At 42.8% G+C, this 21,557-nt stretch carries 16 protein-coding genes; 3 read left to right on the forward strand and 13 right to left on the reverse strand.

Translation table 11 applies throughout. The features are described 5' to 3' along the window. Positions 1-32: 32 nt before the first annotated feature. Both AB5213_RS11410 and nadA read right to left on the reverse strand, forming a co-directional pair. A complete protein-coding gene (locus AB5213_RS11410; RefSeq protein WP_211133827.1) occupies positions 33-1,235 on the reverse strand; it encodes an L-aspartate oxidase in 1,203 nt (400 codons plus the stop codon). Positions 1,236-1,305: 70 nt separating this feature from the next. After that, positions 1,306-2,214 (reverse strand): quinolinate synthase NadA, encoded by a 909-nt coding sequence (gene nadA, locus AB5213_RS11415; protein WP_368276707.1) that lies wholly within the window; start codon positions 2,212-2,214, stop codon positions 1,306-1,308. A 185-nt stretch (positions 2,215-2,399) separates the two neighbouring features. Between nadA and AB5213_RS11420 the strand changes: the two genes are divergently transcribed. Next, complete coding sequence (locus AB5213_RS11420) at positions 2,400-4,163, forward strand: DUF885 domain-containing protein (RefSeq protein ID WP_368276708.1); 1,764 nt, start codon at positions 2,400-2,402, stop codon at positions 4,161-4,163. Between the two features lie 95 nt (positions 4,164-4,258). Here the strand turns inward: AB5213_RS11420 and AB5213_RS11425 are convergent, their stop codons facing one another. From AB5213_RS11425 to AB5213_RS11440, 4 genes are all read right to left on the reverse strand, one after another. Continuing rightward, the gene (locus AB5213_RS11425) at positions 4,259-5,311 is read right to left on the reverse strand and encodes a PTS transporter subunit IIC (protein ID WP_008374119.1); all 1,053 of its coding nucleotides are present in this window, start codon (positions 5,309-5,311) and stop codon (positions 4,259-4,261) included. A gap of 212 nt (positions 5,312-5,523) precedes the next feature. Then, positions 5,524-7,767, reverse strand: coding sequence for a beta-L-arabinofuranosidase domain-containing protein (locus AB5213_RS11430; RefSeq protein WP_368276709.1), 2,244 nt, complete (start codon positions 7,765-7,767; stop codon positions 5,524-5,526). Positions 7,768-7,953: 186 nt separating this feature from the next. Next, positions 7,954-8,478 (reverse strand): spore maturation protein, encoded by a 525-nt coding sequence (locus AB5213_RS11435; RefSeq protein WP_008374123.1) that lies wholly within the window; start codon positions 8,476-8,478, stop codon positions 7,954-7,956. Positions 8,479-8,565: 87 nt separating this feature from the next. Continuing rightward, entirely contained in the window at positions 8,566-9,930 is a 1,365-nt protein-coding gene (locus AB5213_RS11440) for an MATE family efflux transporter (RefSeq protein WP_055248143.1), read from the reverse strand. A gap of 203 nt (positions 9,931-10,133) precedes the next feature. Between AB5213_RS11440 and AB5213_RS11445 the strand changes: the two genes are divergently transcribed. Beyond that, on the forward strand, positions 10,134-11,897 hold the full coding sequence (locus AB5213_RS11445) for an ABC transporter ATP-binding protein (protein WP_173686119.1): 1,764 nt from the start codon (positions 10,134-10,136) through the stop codon (positions 11,895-11,897). Continuing rightward, positions 11,894-13,873: an ABC transporter ATP-binding protein gene (locus tag AB5213_RS11450; protein WP_368276710.1), complete on the forward strand. Its 1,980-nt coding sequence runs from the start codon at positions 11,894-11,896 to the stop codon at positions 13,871-13,873. The genes AB5213_RS11445 and AB5213_RS11450 overlap by 4 nt, the downstream gene beginning before the upstream one ends. Positions 13,874-14,111: 238 nt before the next feature. On the opposite strand, the gene AB5213_RS11455 is transcribed toward AB5213_RS11450, so the two are convergent. The 7 genes from AB5213_RS11455 to AB5213_RS11485 form a co-directional block, all read right to left on the reverse strand. After that, positions 14,112-15,089 carry an ABC transporter ATP-binding protein gene (locus AB5213_RS11455; RefSeq protein WP_368276711.1) on the reverse strand — a complete coding sequence of 326 codons (978 nt, stop codon included), beginning with the start codon at positions 15,087-15,089 and terminating at the stop codon, positions 14,112-14,114. A gap of 13 nt (positions 15,090-15,102) precedes the next feature. Beyond that, positions 15,103-16,074, reverse strand: coding sequence for an ABC transporter ATP-binding protein (locus AB5213_RS11460; RefSeq protein WP_055297360.1), 972 nt, complete (start codon positions 16,072-16,074; stop codon positions 15,103-15,105). Next, positions 16,067-16,930, reverse strand: a complete 864-nt coding sequence (locus AB5213_RS11465) for an ABC transporter permease (RefSeq protein ID WP_368276712.1) — start codon at positions 16,928-16,930, stop codon at positions 16,067-16,069. The genes AB5213_RS11460 and AB5213_RS11465 overlap by 8 nt, the downstream gene beginning before the upstream one ends. Before the next feature lie 12 nt (positions 16,931-16,942). Continuing rightward, positions 16,943-17,893 carry an ABC transporter permease gene (locus tag AB5213_RS11470; protein WP_055297364.1) on the reverse strand — a complete coding sequence of 317 codons (951 nt, stop codon included), beginning with the start codon at positions 17,891-17,893 and terminating at the stop codon, positions 16,943-16,945. Positions 17,894-17,963: 70 nt separating this feature from the next. Next, a complete protein-coding gene (locus AB5213_RS11475) occupies positions 17,964-19,535 on the reverse strand; it encodes an ABC transporter substrate-binding protein (protein WP_368276713.1) in 1,572 nt (523 codons plus the stop codon). A gap of 268 nt (positions 19,536-19,803) precedes the next feature. After that, positions 19,804-20,598 (reverse strand): ABC transporter ATP-binding protein, encoded by a 795-nt coding sequence (locus AB5213_RS11480; protein ID WP_368276735.1) that lies wholly within the window; start codon positions 20,596-20,598, stop codon positions 19,804-19,806. An 8-nt stretch (positions 20,599-20,606) separates the two neighbouring features. Beyond that, positions 20,607-21,542 (reverse strand): ABC transporter permease, encoded by a 936-nt coding sequence (locus AB5213_RS11485; RefSeq protein WP_008374138.1) that lies wholly within the window; start codon positions 21,540-21,542, stop codon positions 20,607-20,609. Between the last annotated feature and the right edge of the window lie 15 nt (positions 21,543-21,557).

Raw genomic sequence — 21,557 nt, forward strand, 5'->3', positions numbered from 1 at the left:
TTTTTTCCTCATTCTAAACAAATCTTTTTCTTTTATATTGCCTCTTTACAGAACAGCACAGGATTTACTGCATTTTCCACTCCGGAAATCTTATGTGCCGCACGTTTTGCAAACACCAGGCTCTCAAGCAGAGAATTACTTGCCAGACGGTTCGCCCCATGAACGCCATTGCAGCTGGTCTCTCCAACCGCATACAGATGCTCCATCGAAGTTCTGCTGTCGCTGTCTACCCAGATGCCTCCCATGAAATAGTGTTGTGCCGGAACAACCGGGATCCACTCTTTTGTCACGTCATAGCCTTCTTCCCGGCACCGCTCACAGATATTTGGGAAATGCTCCAGGATCGTATTCTTATCAATATTTTCCATGGAAAGCCATACATGATCCGTTCCGTCTTTTTCCATTTGTTCCCGGATTGCTTTTGTCACCACATCTCTCGGAAGAAGCTCATTTACAAAACGTTCTCCGTCTTTATTATAAAGAACTGCGCCTTCTCCACGGACAGATTCTGAAATCAGAAATCTTCGCCCCGGTTTTGAAGAATACAAAGTTGTCGGGTGGATCTGGACATAATCCAGATGCTCCAGACGGATTCCATGCTTCCTGGAAATATCAAGAGCATCTCCTGTCAGATGTGGAAAGTTTGTAGAATGCTGATATCTTCCGCCGATTCCACCGCTTGCAAAAATCGTATCCTGTGCATAGATCTTCATCTCTTCGCCGTCTGCCGTCTTCGCTAAAATACCTGCACATTTTCCATTTTTAACAATTATGTCTGTCATAGTTGTATATTCGTGTATTTGTACATTTTTTCGTTTCTTTACATTCATGAGCAGTTTACTCGTAATCTCTTTCCCTGTAATATCTTCATGGAAAAGAATCCTTGGTCTGGAATGCGCACCTTCTCTTGTAAATGCAAGATTTCCGTCTTTTTTAGCAAAATCCACACCATATTCAATCAGATCATGAATAATTTCCTGCGAGCTGCGGATCATAATATCCACTGATTCTTTCCTGTTCTCGTAATGACCTGCGCGCATTGTATCTTCAAAATACCCCTCATAATCCTCATCATCCCGAAGTACACAGATTCCACCCTGTGCCAGAAATGAATCACTGCTTTCCAAATCTGACTTGGTAATCATAAGGATCTGTTTATCCTCCGGAAGATTCAGTGCAGAAAATGCACCACCAACTCCGGTTCCTACGATCACTACATCTGTCTTAATCTCCAACTTTATCCCTCCAACTCCGGTTCTCTTATCCGGTCACCTATTGTTTCTTATTTTTGATTTTCCGGTTCTTTTATTTTGCAGCAAGCTCAAGCATTTTCTCTAACGGTTTTTTGGAATTTTCCCGAAGTTTTGCATCTACGTGAACCTCATTTTTACCAGTCTGCAAAACATGCAATACCTTCTCCAGCGTATTCTTTTTCATATTCGGACATACCGGTAGCTTGTCCGGATAATAGAATGTCTTCTCCGGGTTCTGTTCCTTCAGCTTGTAACCCACACCCTCTTCTGTACAGACAATAAATTCCTGACAATCACTTGCCGTTACATACTGGATGATTCCTGATGTGCTTCCCACGTAATCTGCCATCACAAGAAGTTCTGCACGGCATTCTCCGTGTGCGACGATCTGTGCCCCCGGATGTCTCCTTTTCACTTCGGCTACATCCTCCGGTTCCATCCGTTCATGAGTCGGACAGAATCCATTGTTGTAAACAAAATTTTTTTCCGGTACATGATCGGCTACAAAATGTGCCAGATTCCGATCCGGAATAAAGAAAATATTCTTGTTCGGAAGTTCTTTTACGATCTTCACTGCATTTGCAGATGTCACACAGACATCCGAGTATTCTTTCAGTGCTGCCGTTGAATTGATATAGCAGACAACAGCAAGATCATCATACTCTTTCCGCATCTTCCGGATCGTCTCCACATCTGCCATATGTGCCATCGGACAGTCTGCTGTCATATCCGGCATCAGAACCGTTTTCTCCGGATTCAGGATCTTTGCACTCTCCCCCATAAAAGAAACGCCACAAAATACGATTGTCTTTTCTTGGAGCTTCGTTGCTACCTTGCTCAGGTAAAAAGAATCCCCTATATAATCTGCTATTTCCTGCACCTCCGGCCGCACATAATAATGTGCCAGAATGACAGCATTCTTCTCTTTTTTAAGCTTCTGTATCTCTTCCACCGTTGTCATAACGTGATCCTCCCTTACTGACTCTTTTCTCATCTCTGATCTTTTTTCAGCATAGTGCACATTATAGCACCACACTTTACATCTGACAAGACACTTGTTTTATTTCTGTAAAGTTTCGTTTGAGATACATATTTCCAGAATCAAAATCATATACATAGAAACAACATCATTTCTTCTGGAGTTTTATGTTTCATTTAATTCTTAAACACCGGAAAAAAATTTTTCTGATCCTTCCCTGTTGTCTGCTGGTCATTCTGATTTCTTTTCTGTCTGGCAATGCATTTTGGAGCTCCCTGCATGCAGAATCCTCCGACCGGCAATTCCGTACTTTCACACGTAGTCTCTTCCAGACAGAAGTATCCGCAAATACCATCAGCCTTCACTATACCTTGCGTTCTCCTTCTGACTATGGCATCGCGGACATCCCGGCTACATACGGCAGTCTTTCTTCTGATCCCGTTGCTGCAAAGGCTTCTGTCAGAAATGTTCTCTCTTCTCTGCAGGAATTTGATCCCGACACTCTTTCTTCGGAAAATGCACTAACCTTTAAAATCCTGGATACCTATCTTAAAAATGCATCCACAGGGACAGATTATCTGCTTTATCAGGAGCCTCTGGGCCCCGTATCCGGTATCCATACGCAGCTGCCTGTTCTGCTCTCGGAATACAGCTTTTACGACACACAGGATGTAGAAACCTATCTGGCTCTCTTAAAAGAAACGCCTTCCTATTTTGATTCTGTCATCCGGTTTGAGCAGAAAAAAGCTGCTTCCGGTCTTTTTATGCCGGATTACCAGGCTGATTCTGTTCTGGACACCTGCCAGTCTTTTATCGATATGGGTAAAGAGAATTATCTGGTCAGTACATTTAACGAGCGGATCGCGTCACTGGATCTTTTACCTGAAAACAAAAAAGATTCTTTTCAGAAAGAAAATATGAAACTTGTAACAGAAGAGATTTATCCAGCTTATCAAAATCTGATCACCGCTATCAAATCGCTGAAAGGAAAAGGAATGAATGAACAGGGACTTAGCTATTTCCCTTATGGAAAAAAATACTATGAATATCTGGTGCGTCAGACTACCGGCTGCAATGAGTCCATTTCCCGTCTGCGACTGATGACCAGGGCACAGATACTGGAAGATCTAAGTGCCATGCAGAAGATTCTCTTCCCTGCTGACGCAGCACTTACCCAGGCATCTGTTTTGGAGCAGACATCTCCTGATTCCATGCTGGACGATCTCAGGTCCAAAATCACAGATACATTCCCGAAAATTCCTGATGTTGATTTCCAGGTCAAATATGTTCCGGAATCCATGCAGGATTATCTAAGTCCCGCTTTTTATATGATCCCTGCCATTGACAATCTAACGGAAAATGTCATCTACATTAACAACGGGCAGACCGCCTCAGGGCTGAATCTCTACACAACCCTTGCTCACGAAGGCTATCCCGGACATCTGTACCAGACCGTCTATTTTTCTGCTTCTGAGCCGGATCCTATTCGGAGCATTCTTGATTTTGGCGGATACGTTGAGGGCTGGGCCACCTATGCGGAAATGATGTCCTACTACCTTGCACCTCTCCCTAAGACTGAAGCATCCCTTCTCCAGAAAAACAGTTCTGTCATTCTTGGACTTTATGCGCTTGCAGACATGGGAATTCATTATGACGGCTGGTCTGTAACTGATACAGTCCGCTTTTTCAGCGATTACGGGATCAATGATCCAAATGCAGTACAGAGTGTCTACAAACTGATCATTGGAAGTCCTGCCAATTATCTGAAATACTATATTGGATACCTGAAATTTTATGAATTGAAAAAGGAGATGGCAGATGCCCTGGGAAATCAATTCTCCCAGAAAGAATTTCACAGGGCGGTACTGGATGTGGGGCCGGCACCATTTGAGATCGTATATGATGAGGTGGAAAAAAATTTATTAGATTGATCCTATTTCACACAAAATAAAACTATCCTGTGAGAATCCGAAACATTCCCACAGGATAGCCCATCAAACACATTTTATATAATTTACACTTGAATCTACAGATCCAGTTTCAGATCATTTTCCTTGATCCAGCCACATTTTCTCATCGGAATCGCAATCGCCCAGGAAAGCACTGCCGGAAGAATAAAACAGATCAGCACCAGACCTGCCCAGTCCATTCCGGTGATCGCAGCTTTGGTTCCTTCTGCAATATCATTTACCCAGCCAGTGTACACACCAATCTGTCCGACCAGTCCGCAGGTTCCCATTCCGGATGCCACTGCCGCACCGTTCATCTTCAAATGGAAGATACAGGTTGCGACCGGACCGGTAATTGCGGATGCCAGTGTCGGCGGAAGCCAGATTCTCGGGTTTCTCACAATGTTTCCCATCTGGAGCATCGAGGTTCCTATTCCCTGTGCAAAAAGACCACCCCATTTATTTTCCTTAAAACTCATAACCGCAAAACCAACCATCTGTGCACAGCAGCCGGCTACAGCAGCACCTCCTGCAAGCCCGGTAAGTGAAAGTGCCGCACAGATCGCTGCACTGCTGATTGGAAGTGTCAGCGCAATACCAACAATTACAGATACGATAATTCCCATAAAAAATGGCTGTAATTCAGTCGCCCACATGATCGCAGTTCCTACGGTACTTGCCGCTGCTCCGATCGCCGGTGCACATCCCAGTGAAAGCAGAACCCCCACACAGATCGTCACAAATGGTGTCACAATAATATCTATTTTTGTTTCTTTTGAAACCAGTTTTCCAAATTCTGCTGCAAAAATCGTAACGACCAAAACCGCAAGAGGTCCTCCGGCACCCCCAAGTTCATTTGCTGCCATTCCGACTGCCGCCAGTGAAAACAATACAAGTGGCGGACATTGAAGTGCTACTCCGATCGAGATTGCCATCGCAGCTCCGGTTGCTCCTTTCGCATAACCGCCTACTGTTACAAGGATTCCTATACCAAGCTGTTCTCCGAGTGTGCTGATGATCGTACCGATCAGAAGCGATGCAAACAGTCCCTGCGCCATTGCACCAAGCGCATCGATTCCGTATCGCTTCGCTGAAAAGATAATATTTTTCTTTCTTAGAAACTCTTTCATAACTTTCTCCTGCTCCTGTCATTCTTTTAGTGTATAATCTACTGTCTTGTCACATGTGATTACTGTGCAATATTATCCACTGTTTTGTCAGATCCGTCAAGAAGATTTTATTTAAATCTCTTATCTTCGCAAAAGTATGATATAACTGATATGACTAAAAAGTAGGAGTGTACATTTTTTAACTGCACACTCCTGCTTTTTATTTCTTATTTTTATTCTTTATGAAAATATACATGATAAGCTTCCATATCTACTTTTGGAAGAGGGATCATCTTCATTCCATTCGCTTCAAACTGTAATTTTCCATCAACCATATGAATTTCTTCTACTGCCGGTGCTGTAAGGAATTCTTTTTCCTCTGAAAGTGCCGCAAGAATATATGGCCCATATGCAAGATTGACAAATGCCGCATCAGACTTGTTATCCAACACACGGAATTCCATCGGAAGTTCCAGTCGGATCACATCTCCGGCTTTCGGATCTGCATCAATTACCATATAACCATCATGAAGTGCTGTATCTGCAAGAACTTTTCCATTTACAGACACGTTAAAATCCTTCTGTCCCCATGCCGGAATATGGATTTTAAGAACTTTTTTCTGATCCTTTTGGCAACGTATTTCCATTACACCTTCTTCATCCACACTCTGAAGTTCGATCATCGTTTTTCCATTTTCGTCCGTCAGCACGGAATCTACAAGAAGGTTAATGTAAAGCGCATCTGCATCCTGCGCATAAATATTTTCCATATAGCGGAATCTGCTCTCCATACCGGTTCCATGACAGCAGGAATTCTCTGAAAGGAAGAATTCTTTTCTGCCACCCGGACCAAGTGGAAGAAAATAAGTCGTTCCACCATCACATTTATGACTACTTGATGTCAGGATATGATTTCTCAGCGTATTATCATAATAATCCATCAGATTGCCGCTTCGCGTATATTCAAATAACTGACTGGTCAGGCGCAGCATATTATAACTTGCACAGCTTTCAGCAGCCTTATCCGTAAGATAAGAACACGTTGTATTTGCACGATGGAACATCTCAGTCTCACCAACCCCACCGATACAATATGTATGTCCGCCAGTCACGATATTCCAGAAATTCTTTCCGATTTCCCAATAAATCTCATCACCAGTTGCCCGATACAGATCCATTGCACCGATAATCTGCGGAATATGCTGGTTTGCATGCATATCCTCCAATGTATCGCATTCTTCTTCCATCGGATAGAATAACTTTTCATTTTCAAAAAGTTTTGCAGCCTTCAGATGATTTTCTTTTCCGGTCAGTTCATAGACTTTTACCATTGTTCCAAGCATACCACCAAACTCACCTGCAATATACATTGCCCACATTTTATCCAGTGTTTCTTTTGGCAGACGAGAAAGTCTGTCATATACCCAGTCTCCCATCAAGTCCAAGATCTCTTTTGCCGTCTCATTTCCGGCAAGTACATGACAATCATATAATCCAGACATAATCTTATCCAAAGTATAATACGGAGCCCAGATTTCCGGATACTTGGTATATACTTCCAGAAGATCGAACTGTTCCTCTGAGTATGCACTTAAAAATCCTCTGTGATATTTGCCGGTTGCCGCAAATGCATCCTGGCACTTTTTCAGCTCTGCTACCATGTAATTGACTTTATCTAAAAATTTTGGATTACCGGTTGCTGCAAATGCAAGTGCAATACCTGACAGATAATGTCCTGTCGTGTGCCCTTTCAGTTTACAGCTTTCCTCATCCCAACCGGTCATCGGAGGTGCCCCTTTTGTATCCAGTCCGGTCGCTTTGCGGAAATTATAAAGCATCTGGTCATCGTCAATTCCAAGAAGATATTCTTCCATCAGCTTCTGGTATTTATAATAAAGAGTTCCTTCTTTCAACCGAACCTGTCCAAGTGGAAAATAACCCACTTTTTTCTCCGGTCCCTTTACTGGTACTATTTCCTTTTTATAATGGATCTCTGCAGATGCTTCCTTTTCTGTTCCATCGATCACACCTGTAACTGTAACCACTGTCTCTTCTTTTGCCGGCTCATATGTATTCCATTTCACCGGCATTGTCATGCGGCGTCCATCTTCTGTATATACGATCACAACAGACGGAAGATGTGCTTCTTCACCGACCAATGCATTAAGGACTACTTTACGTACTTCTTTTACGATATTTTCTTTTGCTTCCTGCAATACGGTCGCCACATATTCTCTTGACTCACTACATCCTTCATATGTTGCGGTAACCGTCAGTGTAACTTTACGGTTTCCCATGCCATGCAGCGGACGATGTACCTTTCCTGTATTGTCAATAAATCTTTCTTCCCCTGTCTCCCAGGTAAATTGAGCACCGTATTTTCCATTCTCCGGGAGTGTAAGATTGTCATCTACCGTGCTCAGATTCCCAATATAAATTGCATCCAAATCTTTTTTAATAATTTCTGCTGCGTTCATGTTTTGCTCCTTTTCGTATAAAAATTAGATTCGAACCATCTATAGACTATATTCTATGTTTCTCTCCATTCTTTGTCAAGATTTTGCACATTTTTTGTTAATTGTAGTCATTTTTATTGTGCGATATATACATTTTTCAAAAAAATCTGAATACAACATTCGATAATTTTTATATACAACTTTTATTTATACAAGTGCTGCCAGCCACACACTCGCTGCAAGCCCTGCAAATGTTGCAATAAGTGCTCCGGCAAGAGTATACCTGGTTTTTTTCACCTTTGCTGACATAAAATACACAGACATCGTATAGAAAATCGTTTCCGTACACGCCATCGAAATTGAAGCGATCATTCCGTTTCTCGAATCCGTTCCAAATTCCTTATAGATATCAAGCAATAATCCCGTTGCGGCAGAGGACGAAAACATTTTCACAATCGTAAGCGGAACCAATGCCCCTGGAAATCCGATCTGCTCCGTCACATTTCCAATTATTTCTGATATAAATTCCAGAAAACCCGATGCACGCAAAATCCCCACTGCCGCCATCAATCCGATCAACGTCGGCATCAGCCGCACGACCGTCCAAAATCCACGCTTTGCTCCCTGAATAAAAGTATCATATACATTCACTCCTGCAAAAATTCCATATATAAGAATGGACAAAATCATAAAAGGGACTATAAAGTCAGATATGTATAAAAAAAGGCGCATAAAAACAGCTCCTGGCGAACCACTTTACTAAAAAGTATATTCGCCGGAGCTGTTATTCATTCCGTTTGCTTTATAAAGAAAACTTTTCTATTCCTCATCCGCATACTTCGCAAACCGCTTCTCATTCTGATGGATCACATAATAATACATCACGATCAGCAACGCACTTGCCAGGATCCATGCCGCCGGACTTGCCATGCATACTCCAAAGTAACTCTTCTGCCCTGCCGCGATCATGGCAACAACGCCCCTGCCAACCAACTCAGCCACACCAGCCATCATCGGGAGCAGTCCATATCCCATTCCCTGGATTCCATTCCGGTAAACATTTACAACGGTAAGCGGAATAAAGAAAGTACCGACGCATTTCAGGTAAATATCCACGGAATGCATAATTTCTGTCAGATCCCCAGACAGGAACAGATACGTCATATATTTTCCAACTGTCATAATGATCGCCGCAACTACGACTGAATAGATACTTCCCATGATCGTAATTGACTTAAATCCCTGACGGATCCTTTTGATCTTACCAGCTCCAATATTCTGTGCGCAATAGGTTGCCATCGTGGTTCCCATCGCAACATATGCCTGCGTCACGATCTGCTCGATCTTATTCGCTGCGGTAAATGCTGCTACCTGTGTGGAGCCAAGCAGATTCAGGGCAGTCTGTACCATCATGGTTCCGATTGCTGTGATCGAATATTGAAGAGCCATCGGGATTCCGACTGCAAGCTGGATCTTCAGCAGATGTCCGCTCGGACGCCAGTCCTCCTTATGTAAATGCAGGATCGGAACCGCCTTCACAATATATACCAGACACAGGATTCCCGAAATCCCCTGTGAAATCACGGTCGCCCATGCCGCACCGGCTGCGCCCATGTGAAACGCAATGATAAATACCATATCCAGCACAATGTTGAGCAACGCCGCAAGAATCAGGAAATATAGCGGAACCTTGCTGTTACCAAGTGCCCGCAAGACACTGGATAAAAAGTTATATAGCATCTGCGCCGCAATTCCACCACAGATTACCATAATATACGCATAGGCATCCTTGAAAATATCATCCGGTGTCTTCATAATCCCAAGAAGCGGTTTCATTGCCATCATTCCGAGCACAGTCATAATAAGAGACATAATAATCGCCAGAATCGCGGCATTTCCTACAGTCTTGCGCATTGCTTTCATATCACCCGCGCCAAATTTCTGTGCCGTAAGTACGGTAAATCCTGCCGTCATTCCCAGAATAAATCCATTGATCAGAAACATGATCGTTCCCGTACTTCCAACAGCCGCAAGTGCTTTGGTTCCCACGAACTTTCCTACGATAATCGTATCTGCCATACTGTAGAACTGCTGAAATACATTTCCAATGAAGATCGGCAGTGTGAAATTAAAAATAATTTTTCCCGGATTCCCGGTCGTCAAATCTTTCTGTAATGTTTTCATATATTCCCTCTGTTTATCTTATTAACATTTTACCTCTCGTCATTATAGAAAAATGTATCTTAAATTGCAATTGTCGTTTTCACGAAATTCCCCCTGTTTCACAAAGTATTTCCCGTTTATTTGACGGAATCTTTGACACCCCAGATTCTATCCTCTATAATAGTTTATATAGAAAAAAATTATCATTTTCAGGAGGCATTGATATGAAACCACTGCCCTTTATCATGCAATATGTCAGGCGATACAAATATCGCTATATTGCCGGAATCCTTACTCTTTTTGCTGTAGATGCGGCAAGTGTATTTATTCCAAAACTTACCGGTATCATTACCGATGGTCTTACCGCGCGCAGCATCACCTGGAGTTCCATTCGTACCTGTCTTCTTGGAATCTTTCTGATTGGTCTTCTGCTCGCAGTCGGCCGTTTTTTGTGGCGTTATTTTCTTTTTGGAACCGCACGTATTATCGAGCGCGAACTACGTAATGAAATGTTTTCCCATCTGGAAACTATGGATGTGGAATACTACAACAGCCACAAAACAGGTGATCTGATGACCCGGTTTACCAGTGACTTAAATGCGGTCCGCATGGCACTTGGCCCTGCTGTCATCTGCATCTTTGATTCCGTAGTCATGACGCTCCTGGTCGTCTGCCAGATGATGTATTATGTCAATATAAAACTGACCCTTCTGGCACTGATCCCGATGGTCATCATCTGCCTCGGCTATATGCATTATGGAAAGGTACTGGATGACCTCTACACCGAACGTCAGGACAGTGTTTCCAATCTTGCCGACTTTGTACAGGAAAGCTTCTCCGGGATCCGTGTGATCAAGGCCTTTGTTCGCAAGCAGGCAGAAATCCTTTCTTTTTCCAAAAAGAACCAGGATACCATGGATAAAAGCATGCGCATCGCAAAGCTGGAAGCCATCCTGATCCCGCTTCTGGATGTGATCATCGGATTTTCCAGTCTTGCCTCACTCCTTTATGGGGGATACCTCGCCCTGATCGGACAGATTACACTCGGACGCTTCGTAGCTTTCAATCAGTATGTCAATATGCTGGTATGGCCGATGCTCGCCTGTTCGGAAGCTGCCGTCATGTTTTCCCAGGGAACTGCATCCATCCGCCGTGTACAGGAAATCCTGGAAGCACAGACAAATGTAAAAGATACTGCTTCTGTCACAACTTTAGATACCCTGCACGGGGATATCCGTTTTGATCACCTGACCTTTACGCACCTTGGAAATACTTCTCCGGTACTGCATGATATCAATCTGGACATCCCATCCGGGACAACCCTTGCCATCATCGGGCGCACCGGCAACGGAAAGTCCACTCTGGTCAATCTCCTGCTCCGGCTTTACAACACCGAGCCAGGCATGATTTATCTGGATGACCATGATATCAACACAATTCCGCTGAAAACTCTGCGTGAAAATATTGCTTATGTACCACAGGATAATTTTCTTTTTTCCGATACTCTGAAAGCAAATATTGCATTCGGTACAAAATCACAGGATATGAGCCGTATTATCGCCGCAGCAAAATCAGCCTGCATTCACGATAATATTGCAAATTTTCCGGACAACTATGATACGATCGTCGGCGAACGTGGCGTTACGCTTTCCGGCGGTCAGAAACAGCGCAGCTCCATCGCCCGCGCACTGATAAAAAATGCACCGATCCTGATCCTTGATGACTCCCTTTCCGCTGTCGACACCGATACAGAAGAACATATCCTACATAATCTCAGGGACGATCGTAAAGGAAAAACAACAATCCTGATCGCACACCGAATTTCCACGGTACAGCATGCCGATCTGATCATGGTACTTGAAAACGGGGAAATGAAAGAGCTTGGAACACACACCGAACTGATTCAGAAAAATGGTATTTATAAAGATATGTTTGAAAAGCAACAGTTGGAAGCTTCCATTGGAGAACAGGAGGTTGCCATAAGATGAAACGACTTTTAAGTTATCTAAAACCGCATAAATGGGTAATGACCCTGGCAACTGTCCTGGTTCTCTTTATCATTGCTGTGGAACTTTACCGCCCGATTATCGTCGGAAATGCAATCGACCAGTATATCAACGGTTATTATCATCCATATGTAGAAGCCGACGTTTCTGCTTCGGACACTGTAAACTGGAACGGTCTTGTACTGTCGCGCGACCAGGCAGTATCTAAGGCGGATTCTGCTTCCTTTTATCAGATTTTTCTCTGGAAGGATCACTATTACATGGCAGAAAATCTCACCCGCGCTGAATGTACTGCACTGCAAAATGCCGATACATCTGTTTTAAAAAATTATGTCAGAGAAGGTGCACAGAAGCTTACTTCCAATGATCTGAAGGTTTTAAGACAAAATGATTTTAAGGGGATCTTAAAAGCCGGAATCCTGTTTCTTCTGCTGCTTTTTAGCGGATTTTTCCTGAACCTTGCCGACACCTGGCTTTTACAGAAGATGGGGCAGCAGATCGTGTACAAACTGCGTGAAGAAACATTTACACATATACACAGCCTGTCACTTTCTTTTTTCAATACAACACCGGTTGGCAAACTCGTAACACGTGTATCTAACGATACTGAAGCAGTCAATGAACTGTTTTCCACCATTCTTGTGAAACTTTTTAAAAACGTTGTTAAGATTATTGGTTACGCTGTTGTCATGCTCTCAATTAATGTGAAAATGGCAGGTATATCCTTCCTGCTTTTACCTCTGGTTGCAATTCTGACTTTTGTTTTCCGGCATCTCTCCAGAAAAGCTTACCAGATCACAAGAAATAAAATCACAGAGCTAAACACCTTCCTGTCCGAACATATTTCCGGTATGAAGCTGATCCAGATCTTTGCACGCGAAAAAGAGAAATACAGTGAATTTGAAGGCAAATCTATGGAACTGTACCGTGCCAATTTCCGCGAGATCATGACTTTTGCGATCTTCCGGCCTTCAATCTATCTGGTTTCGGTCATTGCCATGATCCTTGTTATCCGTACCGGAAGCCTTTCTGTGTTAAATGGAAGTCTTTCTCTCGGAACCCTGTTCGTGTTTATCACCTACATCAGCTCCTTTTTTGAGCCAATCCAAGAGCTTTCCGAACAACTTGGAACCCTGCAGTCTTCCATTGCTTCCGCAGAAAAAATTTTCAGTGTTCTTGATGTAAAACCAGAGATCGTATCTCCGGCCGATCCGGCTCCGGTCAATATTCTTGGTGAAATTGAATTCCGCCATGTCTGGTTTGCCTACGAAGAGGAAAATTATATTTTAAAAGATGTAAGTTTTGTAATCCATCCGGGTGAAAAAGCTGCTTTTGTCGGCGCTACCGGAGCAGGAAAATCTACAATTTTAAATCTGATCGGAAGATATTTTGATATTCAGAAGGGACAGATCCTGATTGATGGGATTGATATTCATAAAATTGATCTGGATGTACTCCGCGGTGCGATTGGTCAGGTTCAGCAGGATGTCTTCATCTTCACCGGAGACATCAAAAGTAATATCTCGCTGAATAATGAAGCAATCTCACCGGACGATGTCAGACGGGCTGCCGAAATTGTAAATGCAGATCCATTTATTCAGAAACTGCCGCACGGATATGATGAACCGGTTACAGAACGCGGAAGTACTCTATCTGCCGGGCAGCGCCAGCTTTTGTCCTTCGCACGGACACTTGCTTATGATCCGAAGATCCTTGTTCTCGATGAAGCAACTGCCAACATCGATACAGAAACCGAAACACTGATCACACAGGCACTTGCACGGCTGATGGATGGAAGAACTACGATCATGGTCGCACACCGGCTTTCTACGATCCAGCATGCAGATAAAATTATCGTGATGCATCACGGGGAAATAAAAGAATCCGGAACCCATCAGGAGCTGCTGGCGAAGGATGGGTTGTATAAGAAATTGTATGAATTGCAGTTGATGGATTAGACAATTCTGTCATTTTATTTCACACTGATGTGAATGGTGATTTCACTGTGTGCGACTTTTTACAGTCTTGGGTATGTGCGTGGAAAGCATGATTCCAAGACGCAAAAATAACCGCCCATCGTCCTGAGAAAACATGAGCGGTTATTTTTAATAACCAAATAATATCAGGTGAACCGTCATCGGTAGCACCTTTTCTATTTATTATACTAGCATCTTTACACTTTTATGTCAATTTTCTTTACAAGATTTCTTTCGCCCTATGGCATGCAACGGAATGTCCTTTGGAAATCTCCTGGAGTTTCGGGACACCGTTTTTACAGGCTTCTGTCGCATATGGACAACGAGTCACAAAACGGCAGCCCTCCGGGATATTCATCGGACTTGGCAGCTCGCCTTTGAGCTGGATTCTTTTATGTTCTCTTGCTTTTAACGGATCCACGATCGGAATTGCGGAAAGCAGTGCCTTTGTGTACGGATGCATCGGATTGGTATAAAGTTCATTGCTCTCTGCCACCTCAACCAATGTTCCAAGATACATAACTCCGATTCGGGTACCGATGTAACGTACCATTGAAAGGTCATGTGCTGCAAAAAGATACGTCAGACCGAATTCGTTCTGCAGATCTTCCAGCATATTGACAACCTGTGCCTGGATCGATACATCAAGTGCTGCGATCGGCTCATCACATACGATGAATTCCGGATTAACTGAAAGTGCTCTTGCGATTCCGATTCTCTGTCTTTGTCCACCGGAAAATTCATACGGGAATTTATCCATATCTGCTTTTGACATTCCAACTTTATTTAATAAATATTCAATTCTTTCTTCTGCCTCTTTCTCTTCCATTCCGGCTTTTTTAAGAGGTTCATTGATAATTTCGCGAACATTCCAGAATGGATTTAAAGCAGAATACGGATCCTGGAAAATGATCTGCACTTCATCCTTCATCCACTGCAGATTCTTCGCTTTTTCATTTGTAATATCTTTTCCTTTATAGGTTACTTTTCCATCTGTGATATCATACATACGGATCAGGGTACGTTCCAGTGTTGATTTTCCACAGCCTGATTCTCCAACCAGACCAAAAGTTTCACCTTTATTGATTTCAAGGCTTACACCGTCTACCGCTTTTACATACTGCTTACCGCCCATAAATTTATGAACCGGGAAATACTTCTTCAAATCCGTTGCAGATATTAATATTTCTTTATTCATCTATCTCCCCACCTTACTCATTTAAAAAGCACATTGCTCTGTGTGTTTCTGTAAATTCGGTATACTCTGGTTTCTCATTTTTACATCTCTCAGTTGCATACTCACAGCGTTCCGCGAACGGACATCCTTTCGGAGGATCGATCAATGACGGCGGAAGTCCCGGAATAGACTGTAAGCGCTCGCCTTCTTTCAGATCCAGTGAAGGAATTGCTTTCAGAAGTGCCTTTGTATATGGATGCTTTGGTTCATAAAATACTTCTTCAACCGTACCGCTCTCCATCACCAGACCACCATACATAATGATAACCTTACTACAGACAGTTGCTACTACACCCATATCATGTGTGATCAGCATGATCGAAGTATGGAATTCATCCTTCAGTTCATGTAAAAGATCCAGGATCTGCGCCTGAATCGTAACATCAAGTGCTGTCGTCGGTTCGTCTGCGATCAGCAGCTTCGGTTCACAGGCAAGTGCCATCGCGATCAGAACTCTCTGGCGCATACCGCCTGAAAATTCATGTGGATACTGTCCAAGTCTGACTTCCGGATTCGGGATACCTACTTTCTTCAGCATTTCTAATGCTTTTTCTTTCGCTTCATTCTTAGAACATTTTCTCTGCCGGATAATAACTTCCTCGATCTGGCTTCCGATTTTCTTCAGTGGATTCAGTGCGGTCATCGGATCCTGGAAAATCATGGTCATCTCTTTTCCACGGACCTTTCTGCATTCTTCATCCGACAGATCTTTTAATTCTCTTTCATTTAAAAAGATAGACTCAGCAGTTCTTTCTGCGTTGTCTGGCAGAATCCCCATAACTGCTTTCATGGTTACAGATTTTCCACTTCCGGATTCTCCAACCAGACCTACGATTTCACCCTGATCTACGCTGAAGCTGACTCCTCTTACAGCCTTTACTTCCTGTCCATGACTTTTAAAAGAAACATTCATATTTTTTACATTTAATACATTCTTCTTACTCATCTTTATCACCTGCTGTAATTCTCGGTTCTACAAACACACGAAGTACATCCCCTAATTTATTGAAAGAATACACGGTCAGAATGATCAGAATGCCCGGCAGAACTGCCATATAAGGTGCCTTCTGAAGATACTGCTGTGAGCTCTGGAGCAGACTTCCCCAGCTGGACATCGGTGCCGCAACACCAAGTCCCAGGAAGCTAAGTGAACTTTCTACCATGATCGCACTTGCTATCTGTGCTGTTGCTGCTGTGATGATCGTTGGAAATACGGTCGGAAATACGTGTAACATGATAACCTTTCCAGAAGGAATTCCGATAAAATCTGCGTACTGCACATACTCCCTCTCTTTTGCAGAAAGCACTTCCGAACGCACCAGTCTGGCAATTTCCATCCAGCTGAACAGACCAATTACAATAATAATAGATGCAAGACCTTTCTTAAATAACAGTCCGACAACGGTTACCATAATGATCCATGGAATAGAACTGAACACATCAACAATACGCATCAGAATATTATCCACAATTCCGCCAAAATAGCCCGCTACCATACCAACGGTTACACCAATTACAATCGAAGTCAGCATCGCCAGTACCCCAACAACCAGTGATACACGTCCACCGTATAATACACGGATAAAATAATCCCGTCCCAGCTCATCTGTTCCAAACCAGTGTGCAGATGACGGTGGCTGCAGTTTATGCGCTACATCAAGAGCATCCGGATCTACACTGCTGAATACAACAAAAACACTGACTAAAATAATTGCAATCAAATATATCGCCGCAAAAATAGCCAACTTATTATGTTTAAACTCATATTTTACATTCTCAAGTCTTCTGTTCTTCTTTTTCATCTTTACACCCCTCTATTTCATTGACTTAATTCGAGGATCTGTCACACAATATAAAATATCCGATAACAGATTTCCGAGAATAACAAGGGTTCCTGAAAGCACAAGAATACTCATAACGATCGGATAATCCATTGCCTGTACTGCACTTACAAAATAAGGTCCGATACCCGGCCATGAGAAGATCGTCTCTGTAATAACCGCTCCGGTTACAAGCATCGGAAGCGCCATACCAAGTTTGGTAATCAGCGGAAGAAGGACATTCTTGCTGACATGCTTGAACAAAATCTCTGCTTTGCTTGCGCCAAATGACTTCTGCACAATTACATAATCTTCTTTCAGCTGCCCAATTGTAGAGCCACGCACATATCTGGTCAGATCCGGGATAAATCCAACAGTAAGAACTACATACGGCATAATAAAATGCTGCAGAAAATCCAGAATAGAATCTTCTTTTCCAATCGTATGCATTCCCATCAGAGGGAACAGCTCTAACTTATAACCAAAGAAAAACATGATGATCATCGCAAACCAGAAAGTTGGTGTCGCAATTCCGATGGAACAGATTCCATCGATCAGCTTATCCTGCCACTGATTCTTATGACTTCCGGCAACCAATCCTAATACGATTGCCAGTAAAAAAGCTGTCAGATATGACGGCAACACCAGTTTGATTGTAGACGGGATTCTGCTCTTAAGATCATAAGAAATGCTTGTTCTGGATCTCAGTGAATAACCAAATTCACCCCTGCAGATATTCCCAAGCCATCTTCCATACTGAACAATTACAGGATCATTTAGTCCATACGCTTCTCGCTTTGCCTCTATCTCCTGTTTTGTCATATCCGGTGTCGTAATTGAATCAATTGCATCATACGGCGCAAGATTGATCAGCATAAAGCAGATAAATGTAATGATAAGCAGTAATGGAATTGCCTGTAAAATACGTTTTACAATATATTTCATTCCTCTTCCTCCAAATATAGTTTCTGCTAAAAAAGGGAGGAGGCTTATTAACCCTCCTCCCCGTCATCCATTATTTTAAAGTTAATTTTGATACATCTCCGAATGTATAAATCGGTACGAACTGTGCATCATCAAGTCCTCCAACACGGGCAGTTGTAACAACTGTCTTCATGCTTGTACCCATTGGATACTGAAGTGCTTCTTCCGCTACCAGAACCTGAAGTTCGCTATACAGCTCTTTTCTCTTAGAATCATCAAGAGTTGTAGCTGCTTCACTGAATTTCGCATCAATGTCTGCATTGTGGAAGTTCATCATATCATCTTTTGTTGAATCAAACAGCGGTGCAAATGTATCCGGATCGATACCCATTACGTATGCTCCAAGGAACATATCATAATCTGTACATTCCGGATCATAAGCTGCACTCATGTATGCTGCCTGGTTCACACCACATAACTCAACATCAATACCGATTGCTTTTAATTCAGCCTGGATTGTAAGTGCTTCATTTTTCTGTTCTGTACTTTCTTCAACATAGCAGAGTTTTAAGGATTTTGCACCATTTGCAGTAAGCTTCTCAGCTTTATCTACATCCTGATCCCATTTTTCAACTCCATCTTCTGTGTAATAGCTGCTTGAGTACGGAAGAAATGTATATCCTAATTTGTAATAATCTTCACTTGTAAATGCTGCAGTCATGATTTCATCACGATTAAGAGCTCTGAAGATTCCTTCACGATAATCTTTGTCTTTCATACTCGGTGCAACAGAGTTCAGTCTCAGATAAGAAACACGACCTTCGCTGTATTTTGAAACGGTAAAGTTGTCATCACCTTCAAATGTGTCTACCTGATCAACAGTTACGCTCAGTGCATCTACTTCCTGTTTCTGAAGTGCAAGACTCGCTGTATCAGAATTTTCAATAATTCTATATACAACTGTATCAATATTTGCTTCTCCATTTGCGTAGTTCGGATTCTTCACAAATTTAAGATGTTCACCTGTCTTATATTCTTCAAGCATATATGGACCAGATCCAACAACTTTATCTTCAAGCATATTCACGTCAAAGCTTCCTTTTCCTTCAAAGATATGCTTTGGAAGAATAAATGTCTCTGCCGACAGAAGTTCTACTACAGAAGCACTTGGTTCTGCAAGTGTAAATGTTACTGTAGTATCATCTACTTTCTCAACTTTGATCGGTTCCCCACCCACATAAAGATTTTGCTTCATATCGTTAATAGAATTAAAAGTAAATACAATATCATCTGCTGTTAACGGTTCTCCATCGCTCCACTTTAATCCTTCTTTTAACTTCATCGTATAAACTTTACCATCTTCTGACGCATCCATGCTTTCTGCAAGAATCCAGTCGGTTGTTCCATCCTGGTAAATATAGTACGCAGGTGAATAAACCATATGACATGTCATAAGTCCCCATCGGTCATCTGCAGTAATCGGATTCAGTGTATTACCTGTGTCCCCACCGATTGCAAATGTAAATGTATCACTTGCTGCTTTTGTTGATTCTGTTGCGCTCTTGTCAGCTTCTTTGCTGTCTGACTTTGATCCGCCGCATCCGGCAAGCATAGAAACTGCCATAGCTGCGCAAAGTAAAGCGCTGAGTACTTTCTTCTTCATTGTAAACCTCCTAATAACATAACATTGTCGACATTCTACATTCGACATTTTGCTGCGTTTTCTATTGTACTACTACTCTATTTATAAGTCCAATTGATAATTTCTATCCTGTATTACTAATAGGTATTCTCTATAATTTTATATCATTTCAGAATCTGCTCTGTTTTTAATAGTACATTTAAACAAGACGTGCAAAAAAACGAGGCTCTACATCAATCGTAAAACCTCGTTCCTGTTTTCTACTATTATTTTATTTTCAAAATATTCTTTACGACAACATCATCCGGTCATTCGCAAACTCGCCGCCGCTGACTTCTTCAAACTTCGCCAGCAGATCTGCAACCTTCAGATTCTTTTTCTCTTCTCCTGCTACATCGTAGATAATTTTTCCTTCATGCATCATGATCAGGCGGTTGCCGTGCGCGATGGCATCTTTCATATTATGTGTTACCATCATTGCAGTCAGCTGATGCTCCTGAATGATCTTATCGGAGATGGCAAGCACCTTCGCTGCAGTTTTCGGGTCAAGTGCTGCAGTATGCTCGTCCAGAAGTAAAAGCTTTGGCTTTTTAAGAGACGCCATCAAAAGAGTGATCGCCTGTCGCTGTCCACCAGAAAGAAGTCCGACTTTACTGCTCAGACGGTCTTCCAGTCCAAGATCAAGTTCTTTCAGGGCTTCTTTATAGCGCTCCCGCTCTTTTTTCGTAATGCCCCATCCCAGACCTCTGCGCTCGCCACGTCTGGCTGCGATCGCCATATTTTCTTCAATCGACATGGTTGCCGCAGTTCCAGTCATCGGATCCTGGAAAACTCTTCCCAGATAAAGTGCTCTTTTATGCTCTGAAAGCTTTGTAATATCCACTCCGTCAATGATGATCTTTCCTTCGTCTACAGGCCACACTCCTGCGATCGCATTCAGTGTGGTGGATTTTCCTGCACCATTTCCACCGATGATAGTCACGAAATCACCCGGATTGAGGTTCAGATTCACTCCGTTAAGTGCGACCTTTTCGTTGATCGTTCCCGGATTAAAGGTTTTATGAATATTCTGGATTTCCAACATATATCCCATTATGCAGTCCTCCGTTTCTTTGTAAAATATTTACCCTTCATGTACGGAACTGCAAGGAAGCATGCAACCACTACCGCCGAGAACAGTTTCATATAATCAGAAGGCATCTTCAGCCACAATACCAGTGCGATTACAATATAGTAAATAATCGCTCCGATAAAGATTGCTCCCAGTGTAAATGCAAAGGCTGCTTTTCTGCCTGCACAGAATTTTGCAAAAATAACTTCGCTGATGATAACGGCTGCAAGTCCGATTACAATGGCACCTCGTCCCATATTAACATCGGCTGCTCCCTGGTACTGTGCGTAAATTCCGCCGGAAAGTCCCACAAGTCCGTTGGAGATCATAAGCGCCAGAACCTTTGTAAAGCCTGTATTAATTCCCTGTGCACTTGCCATCTGCGGGTTACATCCGGTTGCACGGATCGATGCGCCAAGCTCAGTTCCAAAGAACCAGTAAATAATTGCGATCAGGATAAGTGCTGCCACGATCAGCTTTACAAAAAACAGTTCACTTCCTTCGCCGGTCACATAACGAAGCGATGCAACCAATTTATACTGCATAACATTGACTGCCTGATTGGATTTTCCCATGATTCCGAGATTCACCGAGTAAAGTCCGATCTGCGTCAGAATACTGGCCAGAATGCCCGGAATTCCAAAAAACGTATGTAAAATACCTGTCACAAATCCGGCTGCCATACCTGCCAGAAATGCGAAAAGAAGTGCCAGTGCCGGATTCATACCGCCGCGGATCAGCATAACTGCAACTGCTCCGCCTGTAGCCAGCGATCCGTCAACCGTCAGATCCGCAAAATCCAGAATGCGGAAGGTGATATAAACGCCAAGCGCCATAATTCCCCAGATGATCCCCTGCGCTACATTTCCCGGAAGTGCACGCACAAGAGACATCGGATCTAAAGCTGCTAAATACATTGTTCTTGCCTCTTT

The organism is Coprococcus sp. RTP21204st1_G4_RTP21204_210225 (genome assembly GCF_040915385.1).
GTDB lineage: Bacteria > Bacillota > Clostridia > Lachnospirales > Lachnospiraceae > Allocoprococcus > Allocoprococcus comes.

Bases quoted from the DNA above. Each gene is read 5' to 3' on its own strand.
- nadA (WP_368276707.1), bottom strand. From the start codon at position 2,214: ATGACAACGGTGGAAGAGATACAGAAGCTTAAAAAAGAGAAGAATGCT.
- AB5213_RS11420 (WP_368276708.1), top strand. From the start codon at position 2,400: ATGTTTCATTTAATTCTTAAACACCGGAAAAAAATTTTTCTGATCCTT.
- AB5213_RS11425 (WP_008374119.1), bottom strand. From the start codon at position 5,311: ATGAAAGAGTTTCTAAGAAAGAAAAATATTATCTTTTCAGCGAAGCGA.
- AB5213_RS11430 (WP_368276709.1), bottom strand. From the start codon at position 7,767: ATGAACGCAGCAGAAATTATTAAAAAAGATTTGGATGCAATTTATATT.
- AB5213_RS11435 (WP_008374123.1), bottom strand. From the start codon at position 8,478: ATGCGCCTTTTTTTATACATATCTGACTTTATAGTCCCTTTTATGATT.
- AB5213_RS11440 (WP_055248143.1), bottom strand. From the start codon at position 9,930: ATGAAAACATTACAGAAAGATTTGACGACCGGGAATCCGGGAAAAATT.
- AB5213_RS11445 (WP_173686119.1), top strand. From the start codon at position 10,134: ATGAAACCACTGCCCTTTATCATGCAATATGTCAGGCGATACAAATAT.
- AB5213_RS11450 (WP_368276710.1), top strand. From the start codon at position 11,894: ATGAAACGACTTTTAAGTTATCTAAAACCGCATAAATGGGTAATGACC.
- AB5213_RS11455 (WP_368276711.1), bottom strand. From the start codon at position 15,089: ATGAATAAAGAAATATTAATATCTGCAACGGATTTGAAGAAGTATTTC.
- AB5213_RS11460 (WP_055297360.1), bottom strand. From the start codon at position 16,074: ATGAGTAAGAAGAATGTATTAAATGTAAAAAATATGAATGTTTCTTTT.
- AB5213_RS11465 (WP_368276712.1), bottom strand. From the start codon at position 16,930: ATGAAAAAGAAGAACAGAAGACTTGAGAATGTAAAATATGAGTTTAAA.
- AB5213_RS11470 (WP_055297364.1), bottom strand. From the start codon at position 17,893: ATGAAATATATTGTAAAACGTATTTTACAGGCAATTCCATTACTGCTT.
- AB5213_RS11475 (WP_368276713.1), bottom strand. From the start codon at position 19,535: ATGAAGAAGAAAGTACTCAGCGCTTTACTTTGCGCAGCTATGGCAGTT.
- AB5213_RS11480 (WP_368276735.1), bottom strand. From the start codon at position 20,598: ATGTTGGAAATCCAGAATATTCATAAAACCTTTAATCCGGGAACGATC.
- AB5213_RS11485 (WP_008374138.1), bottom strand. From the start codon at position 21,542: ATGTATTTAGCAGCTTTAGATCCGATGTCTCTTGTGCGTGCACTTCCG.